Here is a 25506-nt window from a genome sequence, read left to right as displayed (position 1 = left end):
TATTTTTCACGAGTAGTATTCTGAAAATATAAAATATTTTGATTGACGTAATGGATTTGATTTGATTATTATTTAATTGACTAAGGTCAATGACTGCGGTCAATTAATAGATCTCGTTATTAATGTTACGACAAAAGGGTAGAGTTTGGCTAGTGTTCATTGGATTTTCGAGTTAGGGGGAGGCAATAATGACGGAGAAATTAGGCTTTATCGGCTTAGGTAATATGGGGTTACCGATGTCAGTAAATTTATTAAAGGCTGGCTATAAGGTCTATGGCTTTGATACGAATTCACAGGCAATGGAGCAATTTAAAAAAGAAGGTGGGGTTGGGCTAGCAACAGCAAAGGAAGTTGTTGAGCAAAGTGATATTATCATGACGAGCTTGCCGACACCACAAATAGTGGAACAAGTATATCGATCTGAACCAGGTATAATGCATCATGCTAAGATAGGAAGTTTATTAATAGACTTTAGTACGGTAAATCCTGAATTGAATGATTCCTTACATAAGGAAGCACAATCATTGGGATTAGGTTATCTCGGGGCACCTGTTAGTGGAGGTGTTATAGGTGCTATTAATGCAACGCTTACGATAATGGTTGGTGGTGAAAAGGATGATTATCAACGTGGGTCCGAAATATTCCGAATAGTAGGGCAAAATATTTACCATCTGGGTACTTCTCCAAGCGTAGGGACGCGTATTAAATTACTCAATAATTTAATGATTGGATTTTATACAGAGGCTGTCGCTGAAACAATTGTACTTGGTGAGACAATGGGCATCCATGCAGATACGCTGTATGAGGTATTAAGTAATAGCTATGGTCAAAGCCGTATTTATGAACGAAATTACCTGGAATACATGAAAAACGAAAATTATCAGCCAGGTTTTACTACAAATCTATTATTAAAAGATTTGAAGCTAGCAAAAAATATGGCAGAAGAAGTAGGGGTACCACTTCGAATTGGCGAAAAATTAGTGGATCTATATGAGGATATTGCTCAGCATGGCTATGGAGAAAATGATATGTCTGCCGCTTATTTAAGTTTAAATTCTCTCAGCAAAAGTACCCCTACTTTATAGGTAATAGGATGAGTGGGTTTAAATTAGCCTAATCCGGACGCAATGATGCCGAGGCATAATGGATAAGAAAAATGTAAAATTGAACAAATTTAAAGGAGGACTAGAAATATGACAACAGCACAAGAGGTTAAAACGTTAACGCACTTTATTGGAGGGGAACTAATAGAAGGGAAAAGCGGACGTTTCGGTTCGGTATTTAACCCAACGACTGGTGAGGTGATTGCCAAGGTGCCACTTGCGACTGCAGAAGAAACTCGTGGGGCTATCGATCAGGCTCAGGAAGCTTTTCCACAATGGAGAGATACGTCAGTAGCTAAACGAGCTGAGATTGTATTAAAGTTCCGTAATCTTGTTACTGAAAATATGGATGAGCTTTTAGAAATTATTTGTACAGAAAGCGGTAAAACAATGGAGGATGCGAAAGGTGAAATTACACGTGGTTTAGAGTCTGTTGACTTAGCGATCGGTGCACCTCATTTAATGAAGGGGGAGTATTCAGTCAATGTGGGAGGTCAAATTAATGCCTACTCCGCCAAATATCCGTTAGGTGTTGTAGCGGCTATTTCACCTTTTAACTTCCCAATCATGGTCCCTTTAGCACAAACAAGTATGGCAATTGCTGTTGGTAATGCAGTTATTTTAAAAGCTTCAGAACGTGTTCCTATGACGGCCTTATACGTCAGTGAGCTTTGGAAAAAGGCTGGATTACCAGATGGTATTTGGACGGTAGTTAATGGGGATAAAGATGCGGTAAATGAACTATTGGAAAACCCGATTGTGCAAGCAATTTCATTTGTAGGGTCGACACCTGTTGCAAAATATATTTATGAAACGGGCTCAAAATTTGGTAAACGTGTCACAGCTCTTGGTGGTGGGAAAAACAATATGGTTGTGATGCCAGATGCGGATCTTGACCAGGTAGCCAATGCATTTATCGGTGCAGCCTATGGAGCAGCTTCCCAACGTTGTATGGCAATTTCTACGATTATGCCTGTTGGAAAGGATACAGCAGATCGTCTTGTGGAAATCTTGAAAGAGAAAATTGCAAACTTGAAGGTAGGTTCATATACAGATTTAGAGACAGATTTTGGCCCAGTTATTTCACAGCAATCGAAGGAAGCGATTATTGCTGCTATCAATCGGGGAGAGTCTGAAGGGGCAACAGTTGTTTGTGATGGTCGTGAGCTTGATATTGTCAAAGAGTCTAAAGGGTTCTTCGTAGGTCCGACATTGCTAGATAACGTAAAACCAGGTATGGAAATTTATGAACAAGAAATATTCGGTCCAGCTCGAAATGTTGTACGTGTCGATTCGTTAGACGAAGCCATCCAACTTATTAATAAGCATGAACTTGGAAATGGGGTAACAATTTTTACGAATGACGGCTTAGCTGCTCGTAAATTTACAACAGAAATCGATGTTGGAATGGTTGGTGTGAACGTACCAATTCCTATTCCAGTTGGTTACCATAATTTCGCTGGATTTAAAGGTTCTCGTTTTGGGGAAGGGCATATGTTTGGTCCAGATCAGGCACGCTTCTTCACAAAAACAAAAACAATATCAGAGCGTTGGATGACTGGGCATGCATCGACAACATCTACGTTTGCATTCCCAAGTAATAACGACTAATACAAATGAAGAGCTGTATTTACTTGCAGCTCTTTTTTTCTAAAAGAATAAGGGGGGATGGGATGTTAGAATACATTGGGCTTTTTGGTAGTTTAGCTTTACTTGTGTATTTAACGATGAGGGGCGTAAATTTACTGATTTCAGCACCATTGACTGCATTGCTAGCGGCCATAACGAATGGTCTAGCATTTTTTCCACAAACAGCTGATGAAAATCAAGCTAACTTCTTAACAAGTTATATGGATGGGTTCACTGGATTCGTCGGTTCATGGTATTTAATGTTCATGGCAGGAGCCATTTTCGGAAAGGTAATGGAAGATACGGGAGCAGCGGATAGTGTTTCTAAATGGATTGTAGAAAAAATCGGAGTGAAATATGCAGCCTTTGCAGTAGTACTTGCCGCAGCTGTACTAACGTATGGTGGTGTCTCGGTGTTTATCGTAGCCTTTTCTGTATATCCAATGGCTATTAGTTTATTCAAGGAAGCTAATTTTCCTCGTCGCTTTATTCCTGCTGCATTAGGGTTAGGCTCTGTAACATTTACGATGACCTCAGCAGGTTCACCGGAAATTCAAAACTGGATTCCTATTTCATACCTTCATACAACGCCATATGCTGGATGGGAAGTAAGTATAGTTATTGCAATTTTTATGGCAATTGGCGGATCATTGTGGCTAAATTGGATGATTAAACGTGCAGTAAAAAGCGGAGAAGTATTTATTGAACGATCTAATGATCCAGTAGTTGATGAATCTCGTAAGCTTCCGAGTCCAATTCTAAGTCTTGTGCCCCTATTAGTAGTTTTAGGTATTTCTTTTGTGTTCCATGATTCTCTTGGAACTTCAGCTTTAATTGTGGCATTAACGAGTGGATGTATAACAGCTTATTTAGTGAGCTATAAATATTCAAAATCTGTTGGAGCAACACTAGCAGCTGGTGCTATGGGTGCCGTTGTTGCTATTGCTAATACAGCAGCAGTGGTTGGTTTCGGTGGTGTCGTAAAAGCTACTCCTTCATTTGTGGCAACTGTTGACGTCATGACAAATATTCCTGGAAGCCCATTAATTGGTGGTGCAATAGCCATTGCTGTAATAGCAGGATTAACAGGCTCTGCTTCGGGCGGACAAACAATTGCCATGCCATTACTTGCTCCGCACTATATGGATATGGGAGTAGATACGGAGGCATTACATCGAACAATTGCTATTGCATCGGGATCTCTCGATTCATTACCTCATGGTGGTTATGTAGTCACAACTATCAATTCTGTATGTAATGAAAAACATAAAGATGCTTATATGCCATTTGGTGCCTTAACCGTCATTATACCTATAATAGGCACAATTCTGGCTATTATATTATTCTCACTAGGAATGTAGGGGGGCTAAGCGTGAAGGGAAAAACAGTTTTTATTACGGGAGCAGCCCGCGGTATCGGGTTATCGATGGCATTAGCGTTTGCTCAGCAAGGAGCGCATGTCGTTATAACAGATCGTAATGAACAGCTTTTAGCGGAGGCAGTTAAACAACATCCTCAATTAATAGCTTACACATGTGATGTTACGGATGAACAAGCCATATACGATGCGATCGACTTTACTGTTAAAAAGTTTGAGACAATAGATATTTTAATAAATAACGCAGGATTTCAACATGTTTCGCTTATTGAGGATTTCGCGACAGAAATATTTGAATCCATGCAAAAGGTGATGCTTGTTGCACCTTTTATAGCAATGAAATATGTGTTACCACATATGAAGAAAAATAAGTTTGGACGCATTATTAATATGGCATCCATTAATGGTGTAATTGGGTTTGCAGGGAAGGCCGGATACAATGCCGCTAAGCATGGACTTGTCGGTTTAACGAAAGTTGCAGCACTGGAGGTTGCAACTGAAGGGATAACCGTAAACGCGGTATGTCCAGGGTATGTCGATACAGATTTGGTGCGTAATCAGTTTACGGATTTAGCAAAGACAAGAGGTATCCAAGTAGAGGAAGTGCTAGAACAGGTGCTTTATCCACTCGTTCCTCAAAAACGCTTACTAGAAGTGTCAGAAGTTACGGGGCTTGCGCTTTATTTAGCAAGTGATACGGCAAAGGGGGTAACTGGTCAAGCAATTCTTTTGGATGGCGGTTATACAGCACAATAGCGTAGGAGGGTGAAAGATGATTCAAACAAAAACAATTTATACGGTTCATTCGCCAGGAACGATCGTTTATGGACGGGATTCTTTTGAAGAAGTAGGCATGTACGCCAAAAAAATGGGGACTAAGGCTCTTATCATTAGTGATCCAATTATGGATAGCTTAGGCTTTGTTCATCAATGTAGCACGTTATTAAAAGCTAGTGGATTGGAAGCGGTTTCATATTTAGGCGTAACGACGGAGCCAGTAGATACGTATGTAGCAGAAGGGCTTCATATTTTACAATCAGAGGGCTGTGATATGATCATTTCCGTCGGTGGCGGGAGTTGCATCGATACTGGAAAAGCAATTGCAGTAGTTGCAAAGAATGGTGGCTACATTGGTGATTATATGAAAATGGCCAAAATGGCAGAGCAAGCACCGATTCCACATATCGCCATACCAACAACAGCGGGAACCGGTTCAGAGGCAACGGATGCAACAGTCATTACGAATACGAAAAATGACGTGAAAATGATGATTAAGCAGCCTGCATTTATGCCAAACGTAGCAATCGTTGACCCGATTTTAACGGTTACATCTCCACCTGCCATCACTGCAGCAACAGGGATTGACGCGTTAAGTCATGCTATTGAAAGCTACTTATCTCGTTTAGCCCATCCTTACTCAAATGTACTTGCATTATCAGCGATGGAGTTAATTGTTCATAATATGTTAAAAGTTTATGAGCAAGGTAACGATATTGATGCTAGGGAAGCGATGTCGCTAGGCTCAATGCAAGCAGGTCTTTCATTCTCAAATGCTTCTGTCGCATTAGTACATGGCATGTCTCGCCCAATAGGGGCATTATTCCATGTACCACATGGTATTTCAAATGCCATGCTTTTGCCGGCGGTATTAGAATTTTCAAAGGATGCTTGTGTCGATCGGCTAGCAGATCTAGGTAAGTTTTTCAATAATGATCATGAGCAATTATCGCAAGAAGAGCTTGCCGATTTAGCAATTGTGTCAATTAAGGAAATGTGCAAAAAGATGGATATCGGGAATTTACAACAATGGGGAATTGAGGAACAAGCCTTTTACGATGCTATTCCAAAAATGGCAGCTGATGCAATTGCCAGCGGTAGCCCTGGCAATAATCCTAAGATCCCTACACAGGAAGAGCTAATGGAGCTTTATAAAATTGCTTATCATTATGAGTTTTAGGAATAAATAGAGTTACAAATCGTATGAATTTGTAACTCTATTTTTTATTTATTAGCTAAGTTATGTTATAGTTTTGAAAATTTGAACAAAGGGAGTGGGGATTAATGAATACCCGCACGCGGCGCGGCAGAGAAATACCCGCGAAAGGGAAGAGAATACCCGCGCGCGGCAGTGAAATACCCGCGGAAGAGGAGAGAATACCCGCGCCCGGCAGTGAGATACCCGCGAAAGGGAAGAGAATACCCGCGCGCGGCAGTGAAATACCCGCGGAAGAGGAGAGAATACCCGCGCATGGCAGAAATACCCGCGAAAGGGAAGAGAATACCCGCGCGCGGCAGTGAAATACCCGCGAAAGAGGAGAGAATACCCGCGCGCGGCGGGGAAATACCCGCGAAAGAGAAGAGAATACCCGCGCGCGGCGGGGAAATACCCGCGAAAGAGAAGAGAATACCCACGCATGGCAGAAATACCCGCGAAAGAAAAGCGATATCCGAGCAACTAAGGATCTGTATTGCAGAATTAATATGACATATCCGAGAAAATATAGTAATATTTTATATGAATCGTCATTCATTTTTCGAAGGGGGAAATTGTATGTTGCAGGGGAAAACAATTATTATTACTGGTGGATCAAGTGGGATGGGACTTTATATGGCCAAGCAATTCGTTGCGGAAGGGGCAAATGTTGTCATTACAGGGCGGAACGAGGAGCGATTAGCAGAGGCAAAATCCTTTATTTTAGAGGCTGGGAAAACGATTGAAACATTTCAAATGGATGTTCGAGTGCCTGAGCATGCAGAGGCAATGCTAGCATTTGCAATTGAAAAGTTTGGACAAGTTGATGGGCTTGTGAATAATGCAGCTGGTAATTTTATAGTACGTGCAGAGGATTTATCACCAAATGGTTGGAAGGCTGTTATTGATATTGTTTTAAATGGGACATTCTTTTGTTCTTCGGCAGTCGGAAAGTACTGGATTGAAAATAATATTAAGGGAGCTATTCTTAATATGGTGGCAACTTATGCATGGAATGCAGGTGCTGGTGTTATTCACTCTGCAGCGGCTAAAGCAGGTGTATTGTCAGTGACTCGAACGTTAGCTGTTGAATGGGGAAAACAGTACGGCATTCGAGTAAACGCAATTGCTCCAGGTCCAATTGAGCGTACAGGTGGTGCAGGGAAGCTCTGGGAGTCAGAGGCTGCAGCTGCTCGTACACTAGACTCTGTTCCGTTAGGCCGTACAGGTACTCCAGAAGAAATTGCTGATTTAGCAACATTTATGATGTCTGATAAAGCAAGTTATATGAACGGTGAATGTGTGACACTTGATGGCGGGCAATGGCTCAATCAGTATCCATTCTAACTTGAAAAATCTTTGCATAACGAAGAGCTGGTTTGACGCATACTAAAGGTAAAGAAAGGAGTTTTGCCGATGGGTATGTGGTTAATACCGGCTCTTATTGCCATTGCGATTATTTCTGCCATTTCGCTTGTGTCAACGCTAAAAATCGCCAAAATGACGTCTCAACGGAAATCAGAAAATGATACGCCGATTTCAGAAACCGTTGAAGAATATGCAACTATGCTCAATCCAATTGTTTGGGTGTATATCATTTTTTTACTTTTTTTAGGGATAATGATTTTTTATTATTGGAGTAAGGCAGGGTATTAAATTATCCGTGACATCCGCCGGAAGCATTATCTTCATTCAGTTCATATTTTATAATATGGCTGAATGAAGATTTTTCTCCATTGCCCTTAAGTAAAACCTCTTTTATTTGTGCTTTCGATAGTTAGTTTTGTTTAAAATCCTAAAATAATTCGCAGCTTATAAAAAAACTCTTCTCGGCCTGGTCGTGGTCATAAAAGGAATAGTTATGATATGATAAAAGGGAAGCATCCTGTTCTGCAAAGCGGGGACAGAAAAGGAGAAGAAGTTCATGATTTCAACTAACAGCAAAGACTTATTAGCAATGCCAATTAGTGATTTTATTATTTCATCTGAAAAAGTTGCGCATGTACAAAGTGGAAATAGTGCAGAGCATGCACTCCTAGTACTTACACGTACAGGGTATTCGTCGATACCTGTTTTAGATTTGAAATATCGACTTCAAGGTTTACTAAGTATGAAAATGATTACGGAATCCATTCTTGGACTAGAACATATTGAATATGAAAAGCTACCTGATATTAAAGTGGATACAATAATGGATAAAGATATCGCTGTATTAAAGTTGACGGATACTTTTCAGCGAGCTCTCGACTTAGTGATTAATCACGCCTTTTTATGTGTTGTGGACGAAGAAGGAACATTTGCAGGGATATTAACGAGACGTGTTATATTAAAGCAATTGAAAAAATATATTTATCAAAAAGAGTAGTAGTTTAGGAGGGGACTCAGATGAAAATCATGAGACCCTCTTTGCTTGTATCGGAGGTTTACGGATTGATGGCAACGGAGGCTGAAATTTTAAAAGTACTTGCAGAGGAACGTAATATGCGCAAAGCGGCAGAACGTTTATTTTTATCTCAACCAGCACTTTCTCAACGGTTGCAAACTATTGAAAAGGACTGGGGCGCACAATTATTTATTCGTTCGCAAAAAGGACTAACAGCGACACCTGCTGGAGAAATGATAATTGCCTATGCAACTGAAATGCTCAGCAAAAAAGAAGAGATTTTCGAAACGATCCAATCATTAACGACGAAAGTAAACGGGACATTGAAAATTGCCTGTGCATCGATTGTCGGCCAAAACTGGCTTCCGATAATATTAAAGGATTTTGTATCGAAATATCCTGAGGCGAAAATTTCCCTTATGACTGGTTGGAGCTCTGAAATAGTTAAAGCGCTTTATGAGGGTGAGGCTCATATAGGGATTGTGCGTGGGCAGGTTGATTGGAAAGGGGAAAAAATCCATCTTTTTCGTGACACCCTTTATTTAGTAGATAAAGAGCTAAAAACGATAGAAGATGTCTTAACGACAGACCGACCTTTTATTCAATTTAAAAGTGATTCCAATTACTATCAAGAAATTCAACAATGGTGGCAGCAGCATTTCGCTTCAAATCCAAGAAAACAAATTTTAGTGGATCAGATTGAAATTTGTAAGCAAATGGCATTGAATGGCATTGGTTATGCTATTTTGCCTTCCATTACTTTAAATGACCATGATGGTATTAATAAAATTGCATTAACGAATAATGAAAAAGAATTTGGTTTAACGCGAGATACTTGGTTAATTGGCTATGAATCCTCATTTGAGTTACGACAAGTAGAGGCTTTTGTAGAGGTAGTGCAAGATCATGCGCGATGTTTGTTTGACTATACGAAATAGAAATTAGAACAAGGCAGTCTCAAGTATTCACTTGGGGATGCCTTTTTTCATGTAATTCTCAATTTAACATATAATTAAAAATTTTATCCAACTTTTGAGTTTTATCGGAACACTTTCAAGAAATATCGCCCAACTTTTGAATTTTATCGACATCCACCTTTTTCTAATAAAATATCATCCCTAACTTTCGGCATTAGCTAATTCTTAAGAGTTTATGAATATTCATGAAGATGTCATAAGAAATGAAACAAAATGCTGTGAAAAACGTATAATTACTTAACCAACAATTTACATAAAAGGGGTTGAGTTTTTGAAGAAAACGAATCTAACGGCACTTATACTACTATTCATGCTGGTTATTAGCTTTATTTTGCCTGTGGAACAGGCAAGTGCGGCTGCTACTTTAGAGGTGGAGGCTAAGGTAGGGATTGCGGGTAAAGCTAAATACCAATCAGTTGTGCCGATTCAGGTAACAGTAAAAAATAATGGTGAAGATTTTTCTGGAGATATGGTCATTAATGTCTCCGGTTCCTATCAAACTACATCAGCACAAGTTCTTCCTATCGATATAGCTTCAGGAGAAGAAAAAACATTTGATATTTATCTAGATGGATTAGATGACTTTAATTACTCGAATGCAGATACGTTTGCGTTTTTTGAAGGAAGCATAGAAAAAGGAAAAAAGGTTGCTTATAAAGGAACAAAGCAGCTACAAGGTAATCTTTTAGATCCTTCCTCCGTTTTTATTTATACATTAACGGAGAAAAGTGATCGTTTATCAGCATTTTTGCGTCTTTCCCAATCAGCTCAACAACATAATGTTGAAGTGTTCAACTTAAATCAAATTAAAGATTATACACTGCCGGAAGATACTCAAGGATTTGCAATGGCGAATGTTATCGTCATCGATGAAATGGCCATTGCTGATTTATCGAAAAAGCAACAAGAGTCTTTACTGAAGTGGGTACAGAATGGTGGAACTTTATTAGTAGGAGCTGCTGACCAAGTAAATGCCACAGCTGGTATTTTCAAGGATTATCTACCACTAGCGTTATCCAAACAAATGACAACCATTTCGGCAGATCGTCTTTCAAAATTATCAGGTGGCGGAACTTTTACACAACCTATTGCTATTTATGGGGCAACTGAAAATAAAGGAAGTATTGCTGTTTTAACAGATAACCAAAAGATTTTAGCGTCTAAGAAAAAAGTTGGCAGTGGAGAAATTATACAAACAGCCTTTTCATTAGGAGATCAACCACTTGCGTCTATGGATGGTTATCCAGTATTAATAGAAAAATTGCTCAATATACAGCAGATGTCACAACAAGGGATGCTCGTTAATGGACAGCCGCCGATGGATCAAATGTCGTATGACCTGCGGAATATAAATGAATTATTCCCTTCGTTCGAAGTATCTGTTAGTTATATGGTAATCGTTATTATTTTATATATTTTAATTATCGGACCTATTTTATATTTCATTTTAAAGAAAGTAGACAAGCGGGAGCATGCATGGTGGATCATTCCTGCGATAGCAATTGTATTATCTATTGCCCTATTTATCGTTGGTGCAAAAGATCGAATTGGGCAACCGCAAATTCAACAATCGGCATTTTATAAAGTAAATGAAGATAGTAGTTTAAATGGTTATTATGTAGAGTCCATTTTAACAAATCGTGGCGGTGATTTTGTTGTTCATGCAGATAAGAATACAAGTGCATACGCGCTGCGAAATTCTAATAATTTCACGGGGATGAGCGAGAACTTACATGAAATATCCTATATTAAGGAAAATGCTAATGGTTCAACGTTAACACTGCGTGATTTAAGCTATTGGTCTGTTCAGTCGTTTGCAGGGAAATCAGCGGCACAAAATATTGGTAAGATGGACATCGATATTACGCTAAAGAATGAAAAGCTAACCGGGACCATTAAAAATAATTTCCCGTTTGCACTAAAGGATGTTACTTTAATCTCTGGCATTAAAGAAATTAACCTTGGCGATATTGAAGCGAACGGTAAACTTACAGTCGATAAGGAGCTAAAAGCAACAGTTCTGCAAAAACCATCTAATTTTACAAATTACAATTACAATTTCAATAGTTCCCCAGCGAAGAAGGAAGAAGTGAATCCTTTACGTATCGAGCAAATGAAATCTATGGCCATACCGTTTGTTGAAAATGATAAAAGCCCTGTTATAACAGCATGGGCAGATCAAGCAATTGCTGGTGTGGAGCTAGAAACAAGTGCGAATATGTCTCCAATTTCCTATTTTGTTCAGCCATTTGAGGGTAAAGTGGAGCTTTTAGGTCCATTTACGATGAAACGTAACAACTTTACGTATTCAGTAAACGGATTATCCCCTAATTCGTATTATGAACAAATAGATGAGCAATTAAATAATTGGCAGTTGTCTGATGGTTTATATGAAGTATCCATTGCGATGCCAGATAATTTTATGAAGTCAGTTCAAACATTAAACGAACTGACAGTCTCGAATAAGGATGTTAGTCGTATGCAGCTATCGATTTGGAATAACGAGACGAAAAATTACGAGCCATTGGCAGATGAGAAACAGGTATTTTCAGGTAACATAAAAAAATACTTCAATGACAATGATGAGTTGCTAATTGAAGTTAAATTCGGACAAGATCAAACGGGTGAGCAAACAAAATTACCAGATGTAGAGCTGAAGGGAGTGGCGAAATAATGATTGAAATTCGTGATTTAACGAAAAGATATGGCTCCTTTACAGCGCTAGATCATTTGAATCTATCTTTGGAGGAAGGGGTTGTCTTTGGTTTTGTAGGTGCAAATGGAGCAGGTAAATCGACTACATTTTCGATTTTAGCAACCTTGCTGGCTCCTACTTCTGGTGACGCGCTTATTAATGGGAAAAGCGTTATTAAGGAACCAAAGGAAGTGCGAAAACAAATTGGCTATATGCCAGATTTCTTTGGTGTTTATGATCAACTAAAAGTAGACGAATACTTAGACTTTTACGGAGCAAGCTACGGCATTGTGGCAGCTGAACGAAAAGTACTGATTCCACAGCTGCTTGAGCTCGTAAATTTAACAAATAAACGTTATGAATATGTTGACTTACTTTCACGAGGGATGAAGCAGCGTCTATGTTTGGCACGTGCTCTTATCCACGATCCTAAAGTATTAATTTTAGATGAACCTGCTTCAGGTTTGGATCCACGTGCACGAGTAGAAATGCGGGATATTTTAAGGAATTTAAAATCTATGGGGAAAACTATTTTAATCTCCTCCCATATTTTGCCCGAGCTTGCAGAAATGTGCGATGAAATCGGTGTGATTGATAATGGCAAGCTTATTGCTCATGGCAATGTGGCTTCCATTCAAGCACAGCTACAAGGGGAGAAGCGTATCGTAATAAAAGTAACAGAAAGCTTAAACGAAGTACGTGCATTTTTGGAGGAGGATCCTCTGATCTCTTCAATAGATGTGATGGACAATCGCTTAGAATTAGCCTTTAATTATCGTGGAACAGATGACGATCAGGTAGCACTATTGAAAAAGGCAATACTTGCGGATCTACCTATTTATGCGTTAAGTGAAGAGGAAAAAGATTTAGAAGATGTCTTTATGGCTATTACGAAGGGAGCGGACAATCAATGATGGAACGATTTTATAATCCGGTTTTCGTAAAAGAATTGAAGTTACGCTTCCGTTCTTTTAAAAGCTTTTCAGGTTTAATGTTTTATTTAGCGGTTATTTGTATTTTTATCGTAGGATTTTTGCTTATCACAACTGGATTCACAGGCAAGGGTTTCTTTAGACCAGACACAAGCTTTATGATGTTCGCGGTCTTAACAATATTACAAATGGCTCTTGTTCTTTTCATTACACCGAGCTTAACTGCCGGTGCAATTAGTAGCGAACGGGAAAAGCAAACATTAAATATTTTACTAACAACGACACAAAGCTCTACTCAAATCATCATTGGAAAATTATTATCCTCGGTAGCATTTTTAGTATTAATGCTTATCGCAGGGCTACCATTGTATAGTTTAGTATTTTTATTTGGTGGCGTATCGCCGTCCCAATTAATCTCAATATTTTTATTTTATTTATTAACAGTTGTAGCAATTGGTAGTATCGGTGTTATGTTTTCAACCATTACAAAACGAACTATTGTTGCGATGATTTCTACGTATGGTTCAATCATTTTTTTAGGTGGCATTACGGCGTTTTTCTTCTTTATATCAATAGCCTTCCATCAGATGGGTAATTCCTTAAGTACTAGTACTTCTTATATGGCTTACTTCTGGGCTTCTATTAACCCAGGTGCATTAATGCTTACGCTTACTTCGCCAGCGATGGGCGATGCTTTAGCACAAGTTTCGGGAGTGAAATTTCCTGTTTGGATTAGTTACTTAATAGCTTATTCATTGATTATTGTTTTTTGTTTAACAATTGCGATTAAAAAATTACGTGCCAACATGAAAAGCAACCGATAAGGAGGAATATTATGGAGCGCCGTAGGCAATTACGGAAATATATTCAACGTGCAAAGACGAGTTTAACAGTGGAAAGAAGCATTCCAATTGCACAATACGGCTTGTTTTTGGCATTGCTTTCGAGTGCTTCCCTCTTCCTCGTTTCAAGGCTCTTTGTTTGGCCATATTATCGCCAAACAGCTCTTGCTACCTTTATCGTTGTCATACTAGCAACGGTACTATTTATGTGGTGGAAGCGTGTAAAAGAAAAGGAAGCTTTGCATACACTGGATGATTATTTTTCTCACAATGAACTTGTGACAGCCTTATCGTTCGAGGATGATAAGGACCCACTCGTTCTATCTCTACTAACGAAAGCGCTAGAAAACGTTGACAAAGCGTTTGCTGATTTTAAGGCTCGAAAGAAAAGCTTGTTCCGTCCAAAAGCATTGATCGGATTGTTTGGAACAGCTGTCGTACTAGCCATTCTTTATATGTTCCCAGCAGCTACACAAATTGAAGCCATTGAGGTGGAGAAAGAAAAAGCTGTCATTGAGGACGTAAAAAAGGAAGTAGCTAAATTAGAGAAAAAAGTAGAAACAAAAGAAGTGAAAGAGCAATTAAAAGAATTGCAAAATACTTTAAAAGAGGCAGAGACAGCGGAAGAAGCATTACGCGAAGTCGTGAAAAAGCAAAAGGAACTGGCTTTAAAGGAGCAACAATTAAAAGATAAGCAAACGGCTAGTAAGGATGGCGCTGCTGAAGAGAAGGGTTTATCGAAAGAAGAAGTGGAGCAATTGAAGGAGCTTGCCCAAATGCAGCAGGAGCTAACGCAAAATGCCACTGCCACTCAGACAGCTATGAGTAAGCTTGGGAAGCCTGCAAGCAATACGCTACAAAATGCTATTGCAAGTGCCAATAGTGCAAATAACAACCAGTCAAACAATGCTAACCCAAATCCAAATCAACAGTCATCAGCGAATTCACAACAGAGCAATCAGCAAGGACAACAAGGCCAATCAAATTCCCAAAATGATTCTCAACAGGCCAGTGGTAAAGGTCAGGAACAAGGATCGAGTCAAAGCACTCAACAAGGACAAGGACAAGGTAATGGTCAAGGGAACGGACAAGGTCAGGGCAATGGAAATGGCAATGGAAACGGTAATGGTTCAGGTTCAGGTTCAGGTTCAGGTTCAGGTTCAGCAGGAGGTAGTGGTGCAGGAACAGGGCAAGGCGGTCGCGATTTATTAACGACGCCGAAAAGAATAGGTGGCTCAAGTCAAACTTCAGTAGATGGAGGCGCATTAGGCGATGGATCACATGTTTCGGAGCAACAAGGAAATGGTCCCATTACTAAAGGTTCTATCCGTCCTTATGGGGAAGTTATAGGCTCCTATAAAGATAGCTATTTAGAAAGCTCAGAGCGTTTACAATTACCGAAGGATTTACAAAATGTCGTGCAATCTTATTTCACGTCAATTGAGTCTCAGTAGGAGGAAAAGGAATGGCATTTACAGAGCAACAATATGTTGAAATGAGTACGAAATTACAGCAAGTAAAGGAAGAAATTCATCGTTTTATCGTCGGGCAAGAAGAAGCAATTGATTATACATTATACGCAGTGCTTGCTGATGGGCATGCATTATTAGAGGGGCTACCGGGTTTAGGGAAAACGATGTTAATCCGTACAATTTCTGAAGTACTAGATTTATCATTCTCGCGTATTCAATTTACACCAGATTTAATGCCGGCGGATATTACAGGAACTAGTATGATTGAGCGCACACCTGATGGCAAGCAGCAGTTTACGTTCCAGCCAGGCCCGATCTTTAGCCAAATGGTATTAGCAGATGAAATTAACCGAGCAACACCAAAAACACAAAGTGCTTTGCTGGAAGCAATGGGTGAAAAAACGGTAACCATCTTGGGCGATACAAAGAAGATGGCAAGACCATTCTTCGTGTTAGCAACACAAAACCCAATTGAGATGGAGGGAACATACCCTTTACCAGAGGCACAAATGGACCGTTTCCTATGTAAAATTCTTGTGCCATATCCTGAGAAAAGTGAGCTAATGGAAATTATGAAGCGTACAACAGGTGCTAAGGACATTGATTTGCAAAAGATCATGAATACCGAAGCCCTTATTGAAGCGCAGCAAATGGTGAAGGAAGTACTTGTTGCTGATGAAATGCTCGAATTTGCGACCGACCTAGTTGTGGCTACACATCCTGAGCGAGTGGATGCAATTGATGAGGTCAAGCAATATGCTATGTATGGTAGCGGCCCTCGAGGTTTACAAAGTTTAATAAAACTTGCGAAGGCAAGGGCGCTTATGAATGGACGTTTCCACGTTTCTGTAGCGGATATTAAATCTGTAGCTAAGCCAGTGTTACGCCATCGTATGCTGTTGAATTATGAAGGGGAGGCTTCAGGTAAAACAGCAGACGATGTGATTGATGTCATTTTAGAAAAAGTACAGCAAGGTGTTAGCAGGTGACACAAAAATTTTTATTGCCCGAGGATTGGTTAGCGAAAATTAGTCGCTTCCAAGTGGCAACGGCCTCCAAATTACGTGGGCAGCACAAGGGCTCGCACCGTTCGCAACGCTTTGGGGCATCGCTCGATTTTTCAGATTTTCGTGAATATCATTTAGGTGATGATGTACGTCAGGTGGATTGGAACGTCTTTGCGAGAACTGATAAATACTTCATTAAACGTTTTTTAGATGAACAAGAAATGCGTGTACACATTTTGCTAGATACTACTAAATCTATGGGCGATCAAGCAAAATGGACTTTTGCGCGGCAAATTGTTGCTTCACTTGGCCTAATGGTGCTCGGTCGCGATGATCGCTTATCATTTTCTTTTGTACAGGATGAGGTGAAGCCGCCGTTTCGCCGTAAAGGTGCAATGTATCGTCGCGCTTTTTTACAGATGGTCACAGAGATTGAGCAAGCAACATATACAAATAGCTTTGCCCAGGGAGCTTTAAAAGCATTGCCTAAGGATAGTACAGTTCTATTTATTGTGACGGACGGGCTTGAGCCAATCGAGGAATGGGAGCAACTTCTAAAGAGGCTACCACGTTTTGCAGGGGATGTACGTATTTTGCAAATCGTTACGCAAGAAGAACTATCACCACAATATACGGGTGATGTGCGCTTACTTGATCGTGAAACAGGCAGAGATGTAAATGTTACGATGTCTTCTAAAGTTCTAGACACATATATGGGAAAACGTTTAGTACATGAAGAGGAATTTGAGGCAATTTGTCGGCGCTTCGGTGTTCGACAATTACAGCTTAAAGTAGAGGATGGATTACAGCATGCCATCTTCCAACAATTATTAAAAGCACATTGGATTAGGTGAGGTGAGCCGTATTGGGCTTTAGTCAATTACTTTTTAGCTGGACGGCCATCATCCCGGTCATTGTCCTTCTATATTATTTCTTTCGAAAAAAATATACCGATCAAACCGTATCTTCAACACTTTTCTGGTCGGAAATTATGCAAGAAACACGTGTATCTCCATACTTAAAACATTTACAAAAAAATGCACTGCTTTATTTACAACTGCTAGCTCTTCTTTTACTCGTATTAGCTTTAATGAATCCTTACGTTAAAAAGTCAACGATCGTTGGTGCGCAGACGATTTTCATTGTAGATACGTCCGCAACGATGTTAGCAGGAAAAGAGCAGTCAACATTTGATGCACATAAAAAAGAAATGCTGTCATTGGTCGACGAGCTAGATGGTAGACCTGTGACACTCATTACAACAGGCAATACGCCAAAAGCTATATTACAGCAGGAAACCAATACTAAAGATATTGCAAAAGCCATTCAAGCGTTACAAGTAACATATGAAACCGCTCAAATGAATAAAGCTCTGGATGTGGCGCAGGCTTTTGTCGGCAATACCCCAACATCTATCTATGTTTTCACAGATTCGCTTGATAAAAAGCAGTTACCGATGGAAAAAGATACGGTGAAGTGGATCGTAAAAGGAGCTGCAAAGGATTTAACAAATATCGCAATTACACGTTTTGCCGCTACAACTGATGGAAAATCTGCTATGGCTCTAGTTCAGTTACAAAATGATACGGACCAAGAGCAAAATGTATCGCTGTCGATAGAAAATGCTAAAGGTAAGGAGTTAGTTTCAGAGAGTGTCATTTTGCCTCCAAGTGAAGCAGTAACAAAAACCTTTAAAGACCTACATTTAGAAGATTCTATGACGGCCAAGATAGATGCTAAGGATGATTACGCTGTTGATAATACACAAACGGTATTGCTACAGACAGCTACTTCAAAGGTGATTGTCGATCAAAGTATACATCAACTCATTCAAAAAGGTATGCAAACGATTAATAGCAGCGTGAAAATTGTGCCATCTTCACAGGTGGCTGACCATCAGGATGCCACTGTTGTGACGAAACAGACAGCGCTACTCGAAAAGATGGACAAGCCAATTGTATTATTTGGACGGGATGATGTTGAGAAGGTTGAAGCTTCTGGGGAAGTCGGTACAACAAGTGATGCACTGTTTGCATTTAGTGAGCTTAAAGGTATTTACGTCAGTGCTGTATATCCTGGATTCGACGATTATAAAACGATTGCATCCGTTGGAGACAGGCCATTTATTCAGCGCTCACCTAAAGGAGATTTAGTTGTATTAGCTGATATTGCAGATACAGATTGGCCGTTACATCCTTCATTCCCATTGTTTTTATGGAGTGCCGAGCAGGAGCTTTCAGAATCAATTGGTTCACTTGGAGTTTTTACACCAAATGAGCAACGTGCAGTTGCTTTAGCGCAGGGGGACTGGAGTATTTATTCACAGGAAGATGAATTTTTGTCAACCATTACAAAGGGTCTATTAACTGCCCCAATGAAGCCTGGAATTTACACAGCTCGCTCAAAAGATGAAGAAAAGCGCTTTATTGTACAGCTTCAAGCGCAAGAACGTGTTATTGAAAAAGGGACTAGCTATACGCTTGGAGAGCTTCCGGACAATGGTAAGGAAGAACAGTCAAAAACCTCGTTCGTACCTTGGTTGATCCTTATTATCGTCGTATTACTGGTTGTAGAGTGGGAGGTGCAACGACGTCGTGGATTTACGAATTGATATGCCATTAGCATTGTTGCTTTTACTTCCGTTGCTTGTGTATTTTGGCTGGACTTATTGGCGTGAACGTCAGCGACTAAAGAAAAGCCATATCGTCGTACTAGGAATTCGTATTGTGGCAATATGCTGTTTGGTTTTTGCACTTGCTGGGCCCTATCTTTTATTGCCCGTAAAGGAAGAACAAGTATTATTCTTAATTGACCGTTCTGCTTCAATGAATGGAACAGCTGATGAGATGGCCAATGCCATAGCGGAAAGTTTACAGTCGAAAAAAGATGAACAGCTTGCAGGGATTTATTCTTTTTCATCGACATTACAAACGGAAGCTATTTTATCGGATTCTTTAAAGGAAGTACCTAAATTCACAGCTATAAAAGCAACAGATCAAACAAATATCGAGCAGAGCCTACAGCTTGCATCAGGCATTGTAGATCCGAAAAAAGCAACACGGCTTGTGCTCTTAACGGATGGCAATGAAACAAAAGGAGATGCCTTGGAATTTGCAACGAAGTTTAAAGGGTCAAATATTAGTGTGGATGTGATGCCATTTAACCAACCTGTTGCTAAAGATGTATCCATGAAAAGTTTTGTAACGCCACAAGTAGCTTATGTAGGCGAGCAGCAACAGCTAGTCGCCGAAATCAATGCAACTGTAGCAGAACAAGGTGAGCTATTATTATACGAAAATGATAAGCTTATTCATCGTGAGAAAGTTGAGCTTACAGAAGGTTCAAATGTTTTTACGTATAAACATTCAGCAACGACTGAAGGACTTGTGAAATATGAGGCACTTGTACAGGTCGAACAGGATGCCATTTTTGAAAATAATAAATTAACTAGCGTCACAATGGTGCAAAGTGAACCACATTTACTTATTGTTAATGGCTATGATACTGCATCACCAATTGCAGCAGCACTTGGCAAACAATCAATTGCCCACGATGTTGTAGATGCTAAAAGTTTGCCAAATGAGCTTTCTAGTTATTTACAATACAATGCAATTATTTTTGATAATGTACCAGGGCATTTAGTCGGTGAGGCAAAAATGAATGTCATTGAGCAAGCCGTGAAAAACTTTGGTGTCGGTTTTACAATGGTTGGTGGCGAAAATAGTTTTGGCTTAGGCGGTTACTTTAAAACACCAATCGAAACTTTATTACCTGTTGAAATGGAGATCAAAGGTAAGGAACAATTACCATCATTAGGGCTTGTTATCGTACTTGACCGTTCGGGAAGTATGTCTGGAACAAAGCTAGAACTCGCGAAAGAGGCGGCCGCTCGCTCAGTTGAAATGCTACGAACTGAGGATACGCTCGGGTTTATTGCCTTTGATGATCGACCTTGGGAAATTATTGAGACAGGGCCACTTGGCAATAAGGAAGAAGCTGTAGATACGATTTTATCTGTAACGCCAGGTGGGGGTACCGAAATTTATGGATCACTTGCTAACGCCTATGAAAAACTAGCTGATCTAAAGCTACAGCGTAAGCATATTATTTTATTAACGGATGGACAGTCACAGCCAGGTAACTACGAAGACTTAATTGCACAAGGAAAAGAGAATGGCATTACATTATCAACGGTTGCAATTGGTCAGGATGCAGATGCCAACTTACTTGAAGCACTTAGTGATATGGGCAGTGGGCGTTTCTATGATGTCGTCGATGAGCAAACGATTCCTTCTATTTTATCTCGTGAAACAGCCATGATTTCACGCACATATATTGAAGATAACCCATTCTATCCAACGATATTTAATGCATCTGGCTGGAATACGTTATTTACAAATGGTGTACCTAAAATGAATGCTTATATAGGCACTACAGCAAAGCAGGGAGCCACGGTTATTGCAGAAAGTGAGAAGGAAGATCCAGTACTTGCAGAATGGCAATATGGCCTTGGCAAAACATTTGCCTTTACTTCTGATTCTACAGGAAAATGGACAGGAGACTGGGCAAGGTGGCAAAATTGGGGCACGTTTTGGCAAACGCTTATTTCAAAAATGCTACCAAGCTATAACGATGTTGCCTATGATGTACGTCTAGAATCAGACGGCACATTTGTCATCACTGACCCAACAAATGAAGCGGCGTTTTTAGATATAGTTGCTGTCAATGAGGCGGGTGAAGAACTTGAAACGCAGCTAGAAACAATTTCAGCATCACAAGTTCGAGCAGTCGTACAAGCAGAACCAGGACTAATCTTCTTCCGCATAGCCGATAAACAACAGGCTATTTACCAGGCAGGCTTAAGTGTACCTTATAGTGCTGAGTATGAATTACGTCCAGTGAATGATCAGCTTGTCAAGGGACTGACAAAGCAAACAGGCGGCTCCGTATTGAAGGAACCGAGCGAAGTATTCCGTGAATTTACGAAAAAAGGAGCGGAACGTCAAAATATTGCAACATGGCTTTTATTAGCAGGAATGCTACTATTCTTTATTGATATTACGATTCGACGCTTCGGTTGGAGCTTCCTAACAAGACCAAAGAAAAAAGAATCACCTGTAGAGGAAAAACAAATACAGGCAGAGGACACAAATGTTGCCCAGCTATTAAAGGGCATGAAAAAACGACATTAGTAAGTTAAAACGGTGGTTCATGGGTTTTTAAGCTATGAGCCATCGTTTTTTTGCATTCTATCTAAAAAAATGACAATCAACTTTTTAGTATTAACACTTTCAGCGATTATCACCCAACATTTAAATTTTATCGACGAACTTTCGCAATTTATCGACCAACATTTAAATTTTATCGACTAACTTTGGCGTTTTATCACCCAACTTTTAATTTTTATCGACATCCACCTTCTAAAGAGATGCGCAAATTTTCTGAGACAGGTAAAATTTTACTTGTAAATAATGTATATAAGTGTAATAATTGATGATAGTAATAAAATATTACTATCATTTTTACGTACTATAAATTTTTGTGGGGGATCGTACATGACCAATATTATGAATTCTTTTGGTTTTCTAAGCTTTAAATTAGCCGAGGCTTTAGAGGAAAATCTCGAGAAATATATCAACGAAAAATTTCAAATGAAATCGAGAGAAGTCGGGATCATGATTGCTGTAAAAGAAAAGAAACTTAGCCAAATTCAAATAGGGCAGATTTTAAAGCTGGATAAAAATAGTGTCCGCTTTTTTATCGATGATTTAGAAGAAAAAAAGTATGTTTATAGGGAAAAAAATCAAGAAAATAGAAGAGAGAATTTAATCTGCCTTACAGAACAAGGTGAAAATTTGGCAGAAGAATTAATGAAGACCCTTGCGATTTCTGAGAATGAAGTTTTACAACTACTTTCATTGGAAGAAAAAGAGCAGTTGAAAAGTATTTTGACAAAAGTATATGAAAATCGTACATAGTGCTTAAAACCTTATCAATTAGAAAGAGTGATGACAGATGAAAGCAGTAGAGGTTATGAAAGAGTATTTAAAAAGAGCACAAGAAGAGGGTCAGGATTTATCTGACATGTATGCAGATCACGGGGAATTGAAAAATTTTAAAGGTGAAATTTTTAAAGGCAGAAAAGAAATACAGAACTTTTATATGTCACCTATGCCGAAAGGCTTTAAATTAACGATCCAAAATATTGAAGGCGATGATCTAGAATGTAGGGCAATTGTTTCCACTACTTGGGATGGTTTACCAAACCCAGTATTTCTGGAAGAAAGGTTGATTCTTGAAAATGAAAAAATTAAATCATTTACAATGATCCCAAAATAAAGGAGACTGAAGCATGTCATTAAATCCTAAAGGAAATCCTCTTCCCACGCCTGAAAGAGACACGAAATATTGGATTGGCGTAGCATCTCTCAATCATGTGCAAAAAGGAGTTGATGGAGGGTTTAGCCAGCTATGCCATGGCAAAGAAAGACCTTTGAAACGAATGAGAAAAGGAGATTGGATTATCTATTATTCTCCTAAAAAAAGTCTAGATGGTAACGAGCCTATAAGAGCGTTTACCGCAATTGGAAGAGTAAAAGACGAGAAAATATACGAGTTCCAAATGGCAGAAAATTTTATCCCTTATAGAAGAGATATAGATTTTTATAAAGATGCAAAAGCTGTGCCAATAAAAAGGATCTTAGATTATTTGGAATTTGTAGAAGATACATCGAAGTATGGTTATAAATTCAGGTTTGGTCATTTTGAAATAAGCAAAAAAGATTTTTTATTAATTGCACATGAAATGGGATTACCATTGAAGTATGGCTGAATTTGTTTAGAATAAAAAACGTTACTTTCTTAATTTATTGCCATAAAGAAAGTAACGTATAATCATTATTTAAGTAAAGTGTTAAGGTTAGTTACAAATACTGTCTTTCGCAAATTGCTAGCAATGACAACGCCTAATACAGCACCAATAGTACTTGAGGTTAAAAAAGCAGGCATGAAAAATAAAGCAGCAACGGATGTCCCCATAAATAAATGTGCGTAAGGTACTGCAATGAGTGAGGCGATAATTCCTGTCCCGAACATTTCGCCGACACCTGCTAGCCATTGCTTGCCGCTATATTTATAGGCAAGAGCTGCACACAGTGCACCGATAACACTGCCTGGTATAGCTAATAATGAACCTGTACCTGTTAAAATCCGAATAATGGCTGTGACGAGGGCGACCATAACAGTAGGCACTGGTCCAAGAATGATAGCACTAATAACATTGATGGCATGCTGTACAGGGTAGGCACGCGCAATTCCCGTTGGTATTGAAACGAAGGTAGAACCTGCTACGGCAATTGCTACTAATATGGCCATGATTGTTAACTTCCGAATTGACATAATTTCCACTCCTCTGAAATATGAATTTAATAGTGATCGCCGGTAGATGCGGAAGTTCCGCCGCAAAAAGCACGAAAAACGCCGCTAAAGGTGTGAGTTCCGCCGCAAAAAGCATGAGAAACGCCGCTAAACATGGAAGTTCCGCCGCTAAAGCGCAAAAAACCGACAATAACAATAAAAACCAGAAAAAAAGCCGCTTCCTAAAAACAATAGGAAGCGGCCCTGCATTTTTACATAGTAAAAAGCAAGTGTCGCCACTTCCCTCCGCTAGTGTGAACTAGATCAGGTTCAAAGGGTCCGTATATGACCATATACGTCTCAGCCTTTTAAAGACTCCCCTAGTGGTAAAAATTCATTTGTCAGTTATCCCCATAATTATGTAGCATACTACTAGAAATAGTCAATAACTTTTCAGACTATTTTGTATCAGGATGCATAAGATGTGGTGCTTTTTTCATTGTCCAAATAAGGGCAAGGAAAAAGCAAGCCATTAAAATAATAGCTCCGACAATATAAGGGCTATTCATATTCCAATCGAATAATATACCTGCTAAAGCTGGTCCAATCATATTCCCAAGACTCATATACGCATTGTTCAGACCTGCTGCATAGCCTTGTTCATTCTCGGCAATCTTTGAAATCAATGTGTTGACAGCTGGACGAATCAACGTCGTAGCTGTAGAGAAGATTGTCGCTACAATCAAAATAAATGCAAAACCAGATACAAATAATATTAAGAAAATCGAAACGGCTGCAATAAATAAATTGACTAATACTACCTTCATTTCGCCGAAGCGATTAAACAGCGGTGTAATAATAAACATTTGTACAACAACACCAAAAGCGCCACCCACAACTAAAATAATAGCGATATCAGTAGGTGTGTAATTAAATTTGTCAGTCACAAATAACGATAATGTTGTTTGGAAATTAGCAATTCCGAAAGAAAATACAAGCATGATAATTAACATCACAAAATAAGGCATACGGACTGAACGGGCCATCTGCTTAGCAAGATTATCCCGCTTCTGTGCTCTTTGCGCTGTGTTCGGCTTAGTAGCAGGCAATAAAAAGAACGATAAAATAGCTGCTAAGATCGCTGCAATGCCTGCCGTATAAAACGGAAAATGCAAACTAACTTTTGAGAGGAATCCACCGATACCTGGTCCAATCATAAAACCAAAGGACATTGCTGCCCCGAGCATACCCATACCTTTTCCTCGTTCCTCATATGTTGTGACGTCTGCCACAAAAGCCATTATAGGGGGCGCAACAAATGCAGATCCGAGGCCACCTAAAAAGCGTGCTAAGAAGAGCATCCATACATCAGTAGAAAGCCCAAAACCAATTTGTGCAAGCCCCGTTACTATAAGACCGAAAATAATGAGATTTTTTCGACCGTGCTGATCCGAAAGATTCCCAGCAATAGGAGAAAATACGAATTGTGCAAAAGCGAACGTTGCAATTAACATGCCAAGTACTTGTCCTGCAGCACCAAATAGTTTTAAATAATCAGGCATGACAGGAATAATAATACCAATACTCCCCATTGCGATAAACATATTAAACATTAAAATATACAAAGCCGCCTTATTAGACTTCTGCTGGGTCATCGAATACCCCTTTCTTTATTAAAATATACTACAGTCTACCACAAGGTTTATAGGTTTGCTATTGACTATAAGTCTGAAATAAGAATTCAGATGACCTTCCGGCAA

Annotated in this window: 23 protein-coding genes and 1 riboswitch; of the genes, 21 read left to right on the top strand and 2 right to left on the bottom strand. The window is 39.4% G+C overall.

Translation table 11 applies throughout. The features are described 5' to 3' along the window. Positions 1–188 precede the first annotated feature (188 nt). The 21 genes from MOK21_RS07630 to MOK21_RS07530 all read left to right on the top strand — a co-directional run bounded on the left by MOK21_RS07630 (position 189) and on the right by MOK21_RS07530 (position 23222). Positions 189–1085 (top strand): NAD(P)-dependent oxidoreductase, encoded by an 897-nt coding sequence (locus tag MOK21_RS07630; protein WP_249073338.1) that lies wholly within the window; start codon positions 189–191, stop codon positions 1083–1085. A 108-nt stretch (positions 1086–1193) separates the two neighbouring features. Beyond that, positions 1194–2714 carry a CoA-acylating methylmalonate-semialdehyde dehydrogenase gene (locus tag MOK21_RS07625; RefSeq protein ID WP_249073337.1) on the top strand — a complete coding sequence of 507 codons (1521 nt, stop codon included), beginning with the start codon at positions 1194–1196 and terminating at the stop codon, positions 2712–2714. A gap of 62 nt (positions 2715–2776) precedes the next feature. Continuing rightward, positions 2777–4093: a GntP family permease gene (locus tag MOK21_RS07620; RefSeq protein ID WP_249073336.1), complete on the top strand. Its 1317-nt coding sequence runs from the start codon at positions 2777–2779 to the stop codon at positions 4091–4093. Positions 4094–4104: 11 nt separating this feature from the next. Next, on the top strand, positions 4105–4866 hold the full coding sequence (locus MOK21_RS07615; protein WP_249073335.1) for a 3-hydroxybutyrate dehydrogenase: 762 nt from the start codon (positions 4105–4107) through the stop codon (positions 4864–4866). Positions 4867–4882: 16 nt separating this feature from the next. Then, positions 4883–6067, top strand: coding sequence for an iron-containing alcohol dehydrogenase (locus MOK21_RS07610; protein ID WP_249073334.1), 1185 nt, complete (start codon positions 4883–4885; stop codon positions 6065–6067). A gap of 291 nt (positions 6068–6358) precedes the next feature. After that, positions 6359–6595 (top strand): hypothetical protein, encoded by a 237-nt coding sequence (locus MOK21_RS07605; RefSeq protein ID WP_249073333.1) that lies wholly within the window; start codon positions 6359–6361, stop codon positions 6593–6595. Positions 6596–6661: 66 nt separating this feature from the next. Then, entirely contained in the window at positions 6662–7429 is a 768-nt protein-coding gene (gene fadH, locus MOK21_RS07600) for a 2,4-dienoyl-CoA reductase (protein ID WP_249073332.1), read from the top strand. A 69-nt stretch (positions 7430–7498) separates the two neighbouring features. Further along, a complete protein-coding gene (locus tag MOK21_RS07595; RefSeq protein ID WP_249073331.1) occupies positions 7499–7738 on the top strand; it encodes a short-chain dehydrogenase in 240 nt (79 codons plus the stop codon). Between the two features lie 268 nt (positions 7739–8006). Next, positions 8007–8447 (top strand): cyclic-di-AMP-binding protein CbpB, encoded by a 441-nt coding sequence (cbpB, locus tag MOK21_RS07590; protein ID WP_249073330.1) that lies wholly within the window; start codon positions 8007–8009, stop codon positions 8445–8447. A gap of 68 nt (positions 8448–8515) precedes the next feature. Beyond that, positions 8516–9403: a transcriptional regulator CcpC gene (locus MOK21_RS07585; RefSeq protein ID WP_249073501.1), complete on the top strand. Its 888-nt coding sequence runs from the start codon at positions 8516–8518 to the stop codon at positions 9401–9403. 310 nt (positions 9404–9713) lie between these two features. Continuing rightward, on the top strand, positions 9714–12116 hold the full coding sequence (locus MOK21_RS07580) for a DUF7408 domain-containing protein (protein WP_249073329.1): 2403 nt from the start codon (positions 9714–9716) through the stop codon (positions 12114–12116). Further along, positions 12116–13051: an ABC transporter ATP-binding protein gene (locus tag MOK21_RS07575; protein WP_249073328.1), complete on the top strand. Its 936-nt coding sequence runs from the start codon at positions 12116–12118 to the stop codon at positions 13049–13051. The genes MOK21_RS07580 and MOK21_RS07575 overlap by 1 nt, the downstream gene beginning before the upstream one ends. After that, positions 13048–13893 carry an ABC transporter permease gene (locus tag MOK21_RS07570; protein WP_249073327.1) on the top strand — a complete coding sequence of 282 codons (846 nt, stop codon included), beginning with the start codon at positions 13048–13050 and terminating at the stop codon, positions 13891–13893. The genes MOK21_RS07575 and MOK21_RS07570 overlap by 4 nt, the downstream gene beginning before the upstream one ends. Before the next feature lie 11 nt (positions 13894–13904). Beyond that, complete coding sequence (locus tag MOK21_RS07565) at positions 13905–15365, top strand: hypothetical protein (protein WP_249073326.1); 1461 nt, start codon at positions 13905–13907, stop codon at positions 15363–15365. An 11-nt stretch (positions 15366–15376) separates the two neighbouring features. Next, a complete protein-coding gene (locus MOK21_RS07560) occupies positions 15377–16372 on the top strand; it encodes an AAA family ATPase (RefSeq protein ID WP_249073325.1) in 996 nt (331 codons plus the stop codon). Beyond that, positions 16369–17244: a DUF58 domain-containing protein gene (locus MOK21_RS07555; protein ID WP_249073324.1), complete on the top strand. Its 876-nt coding sequence runs from the start codon at positions 16369–16371 to the stop codon at positions 17242–17244. The genes MOK21_RS07560 and MOK21_RS07555 overlap by 4 nt, the downstream gene beginning before the upstream one ends. A gap of 11 nt (positions 17245–17255) precedes the next feature. After that, positions 17256–19001 (top strand): vWA domain-containing protein, encoded by a 1746-nt coding sequence (locus MOK21_RS07550; RefSeq protein ID WP_249073323.1) that lies wholly within the window; start codon positions 17256–17258, stop codon positions 18999–19001. Continuing rightward, the gene (locus MOK21_RS07545; protein WP_249073322.1) at positions 18985–21582 is read left to right on the top strand and encodes a VWA domain-containing protein; all 2598 of its coding nucleotides are present in this window, start codon (positions 18985–18987) and stop codon (positions 21580–21582) included. Before MOK21_RS07550 ends, MOK21_RS07545 begins: the two co-directional genes overlap by 17 nt. Before the next feature lie 363 nt (positions 21583–21945). After that, entirely contained in the window at positions 21946–22368 is a 423-nt protein-coding gene (locus MOK21_RS07540) for a MarR family winged helix-turn-helix transcriptional regulator (RefSeq protein ID WP_249073321.1), read from the top strand. Positions 22369–22405: 37 nt separating this feature from the next. Then, a complete protein-coding gene (locus MOK21_RS07535; RefSeq protein ID WP_249073320.1) occupies positions 22406–22729 on the top strand; it encodes a hypothetical protein in 324 nt (107 codons plus the stop codon). Between the two features lie 13 nt (positions 22730–22742). Further along, positions 22743–23222 (top strand): EVE domain-containing protein, encoded by a 480-nt coding sequence (locus tag MOK21_RS07530; RefSeq protein ID WP_249073319.1) that lies wholly within the window; start codon positions 22743–22745, stop codon positions 23220–23222. A gap of 65 nt (positions 23223–23287) precedes the next feature. Here the strand turns inward: MOK21_RS07530 and thiW are convergent, their stop codons facing one another. Further along, entirely contained in the window at positions 23288–23788 is a 501-nt protein-coding gene (gene thiW, locus MOK21_RS07525) for an energy coupling factor transporter S component ThiW (RefSeq protein ID WP_249073318.1), read from the bottom strand. A gap of 242 nt (positions 23789–24030) precedes the next feature. After that, positions 24031–24138, bottom strand: a riboswitch (TPP riboswitch). A gap of 66 nt (positions 24139–24204) precedes the next feature. Continuing rightward, entirely contained in the window at positions 24205–25401 is a 1197-nt protein-coding gene (locus MOK21_RS07520) for an MFS transporter (RefSeq protein WP_249073317.1), read from the bottom strand. Positions 25402–25506 lie beyond the last annotated feature (105 nt).

It is taken from the genome of Lysinibacillus sp. BPa_S21 (genome assembly GCF_023337795.1).
GTDB lineage: Bacteria > Bacillota > Bacilli > Bacillales_A > Planococcaceae > Lysinibacillus.
The sequence above is the reverse complement of the archived record's forward strand: the minus strand, read 5'-3'. Positions and strand labels throughout refer to the sequence as shown.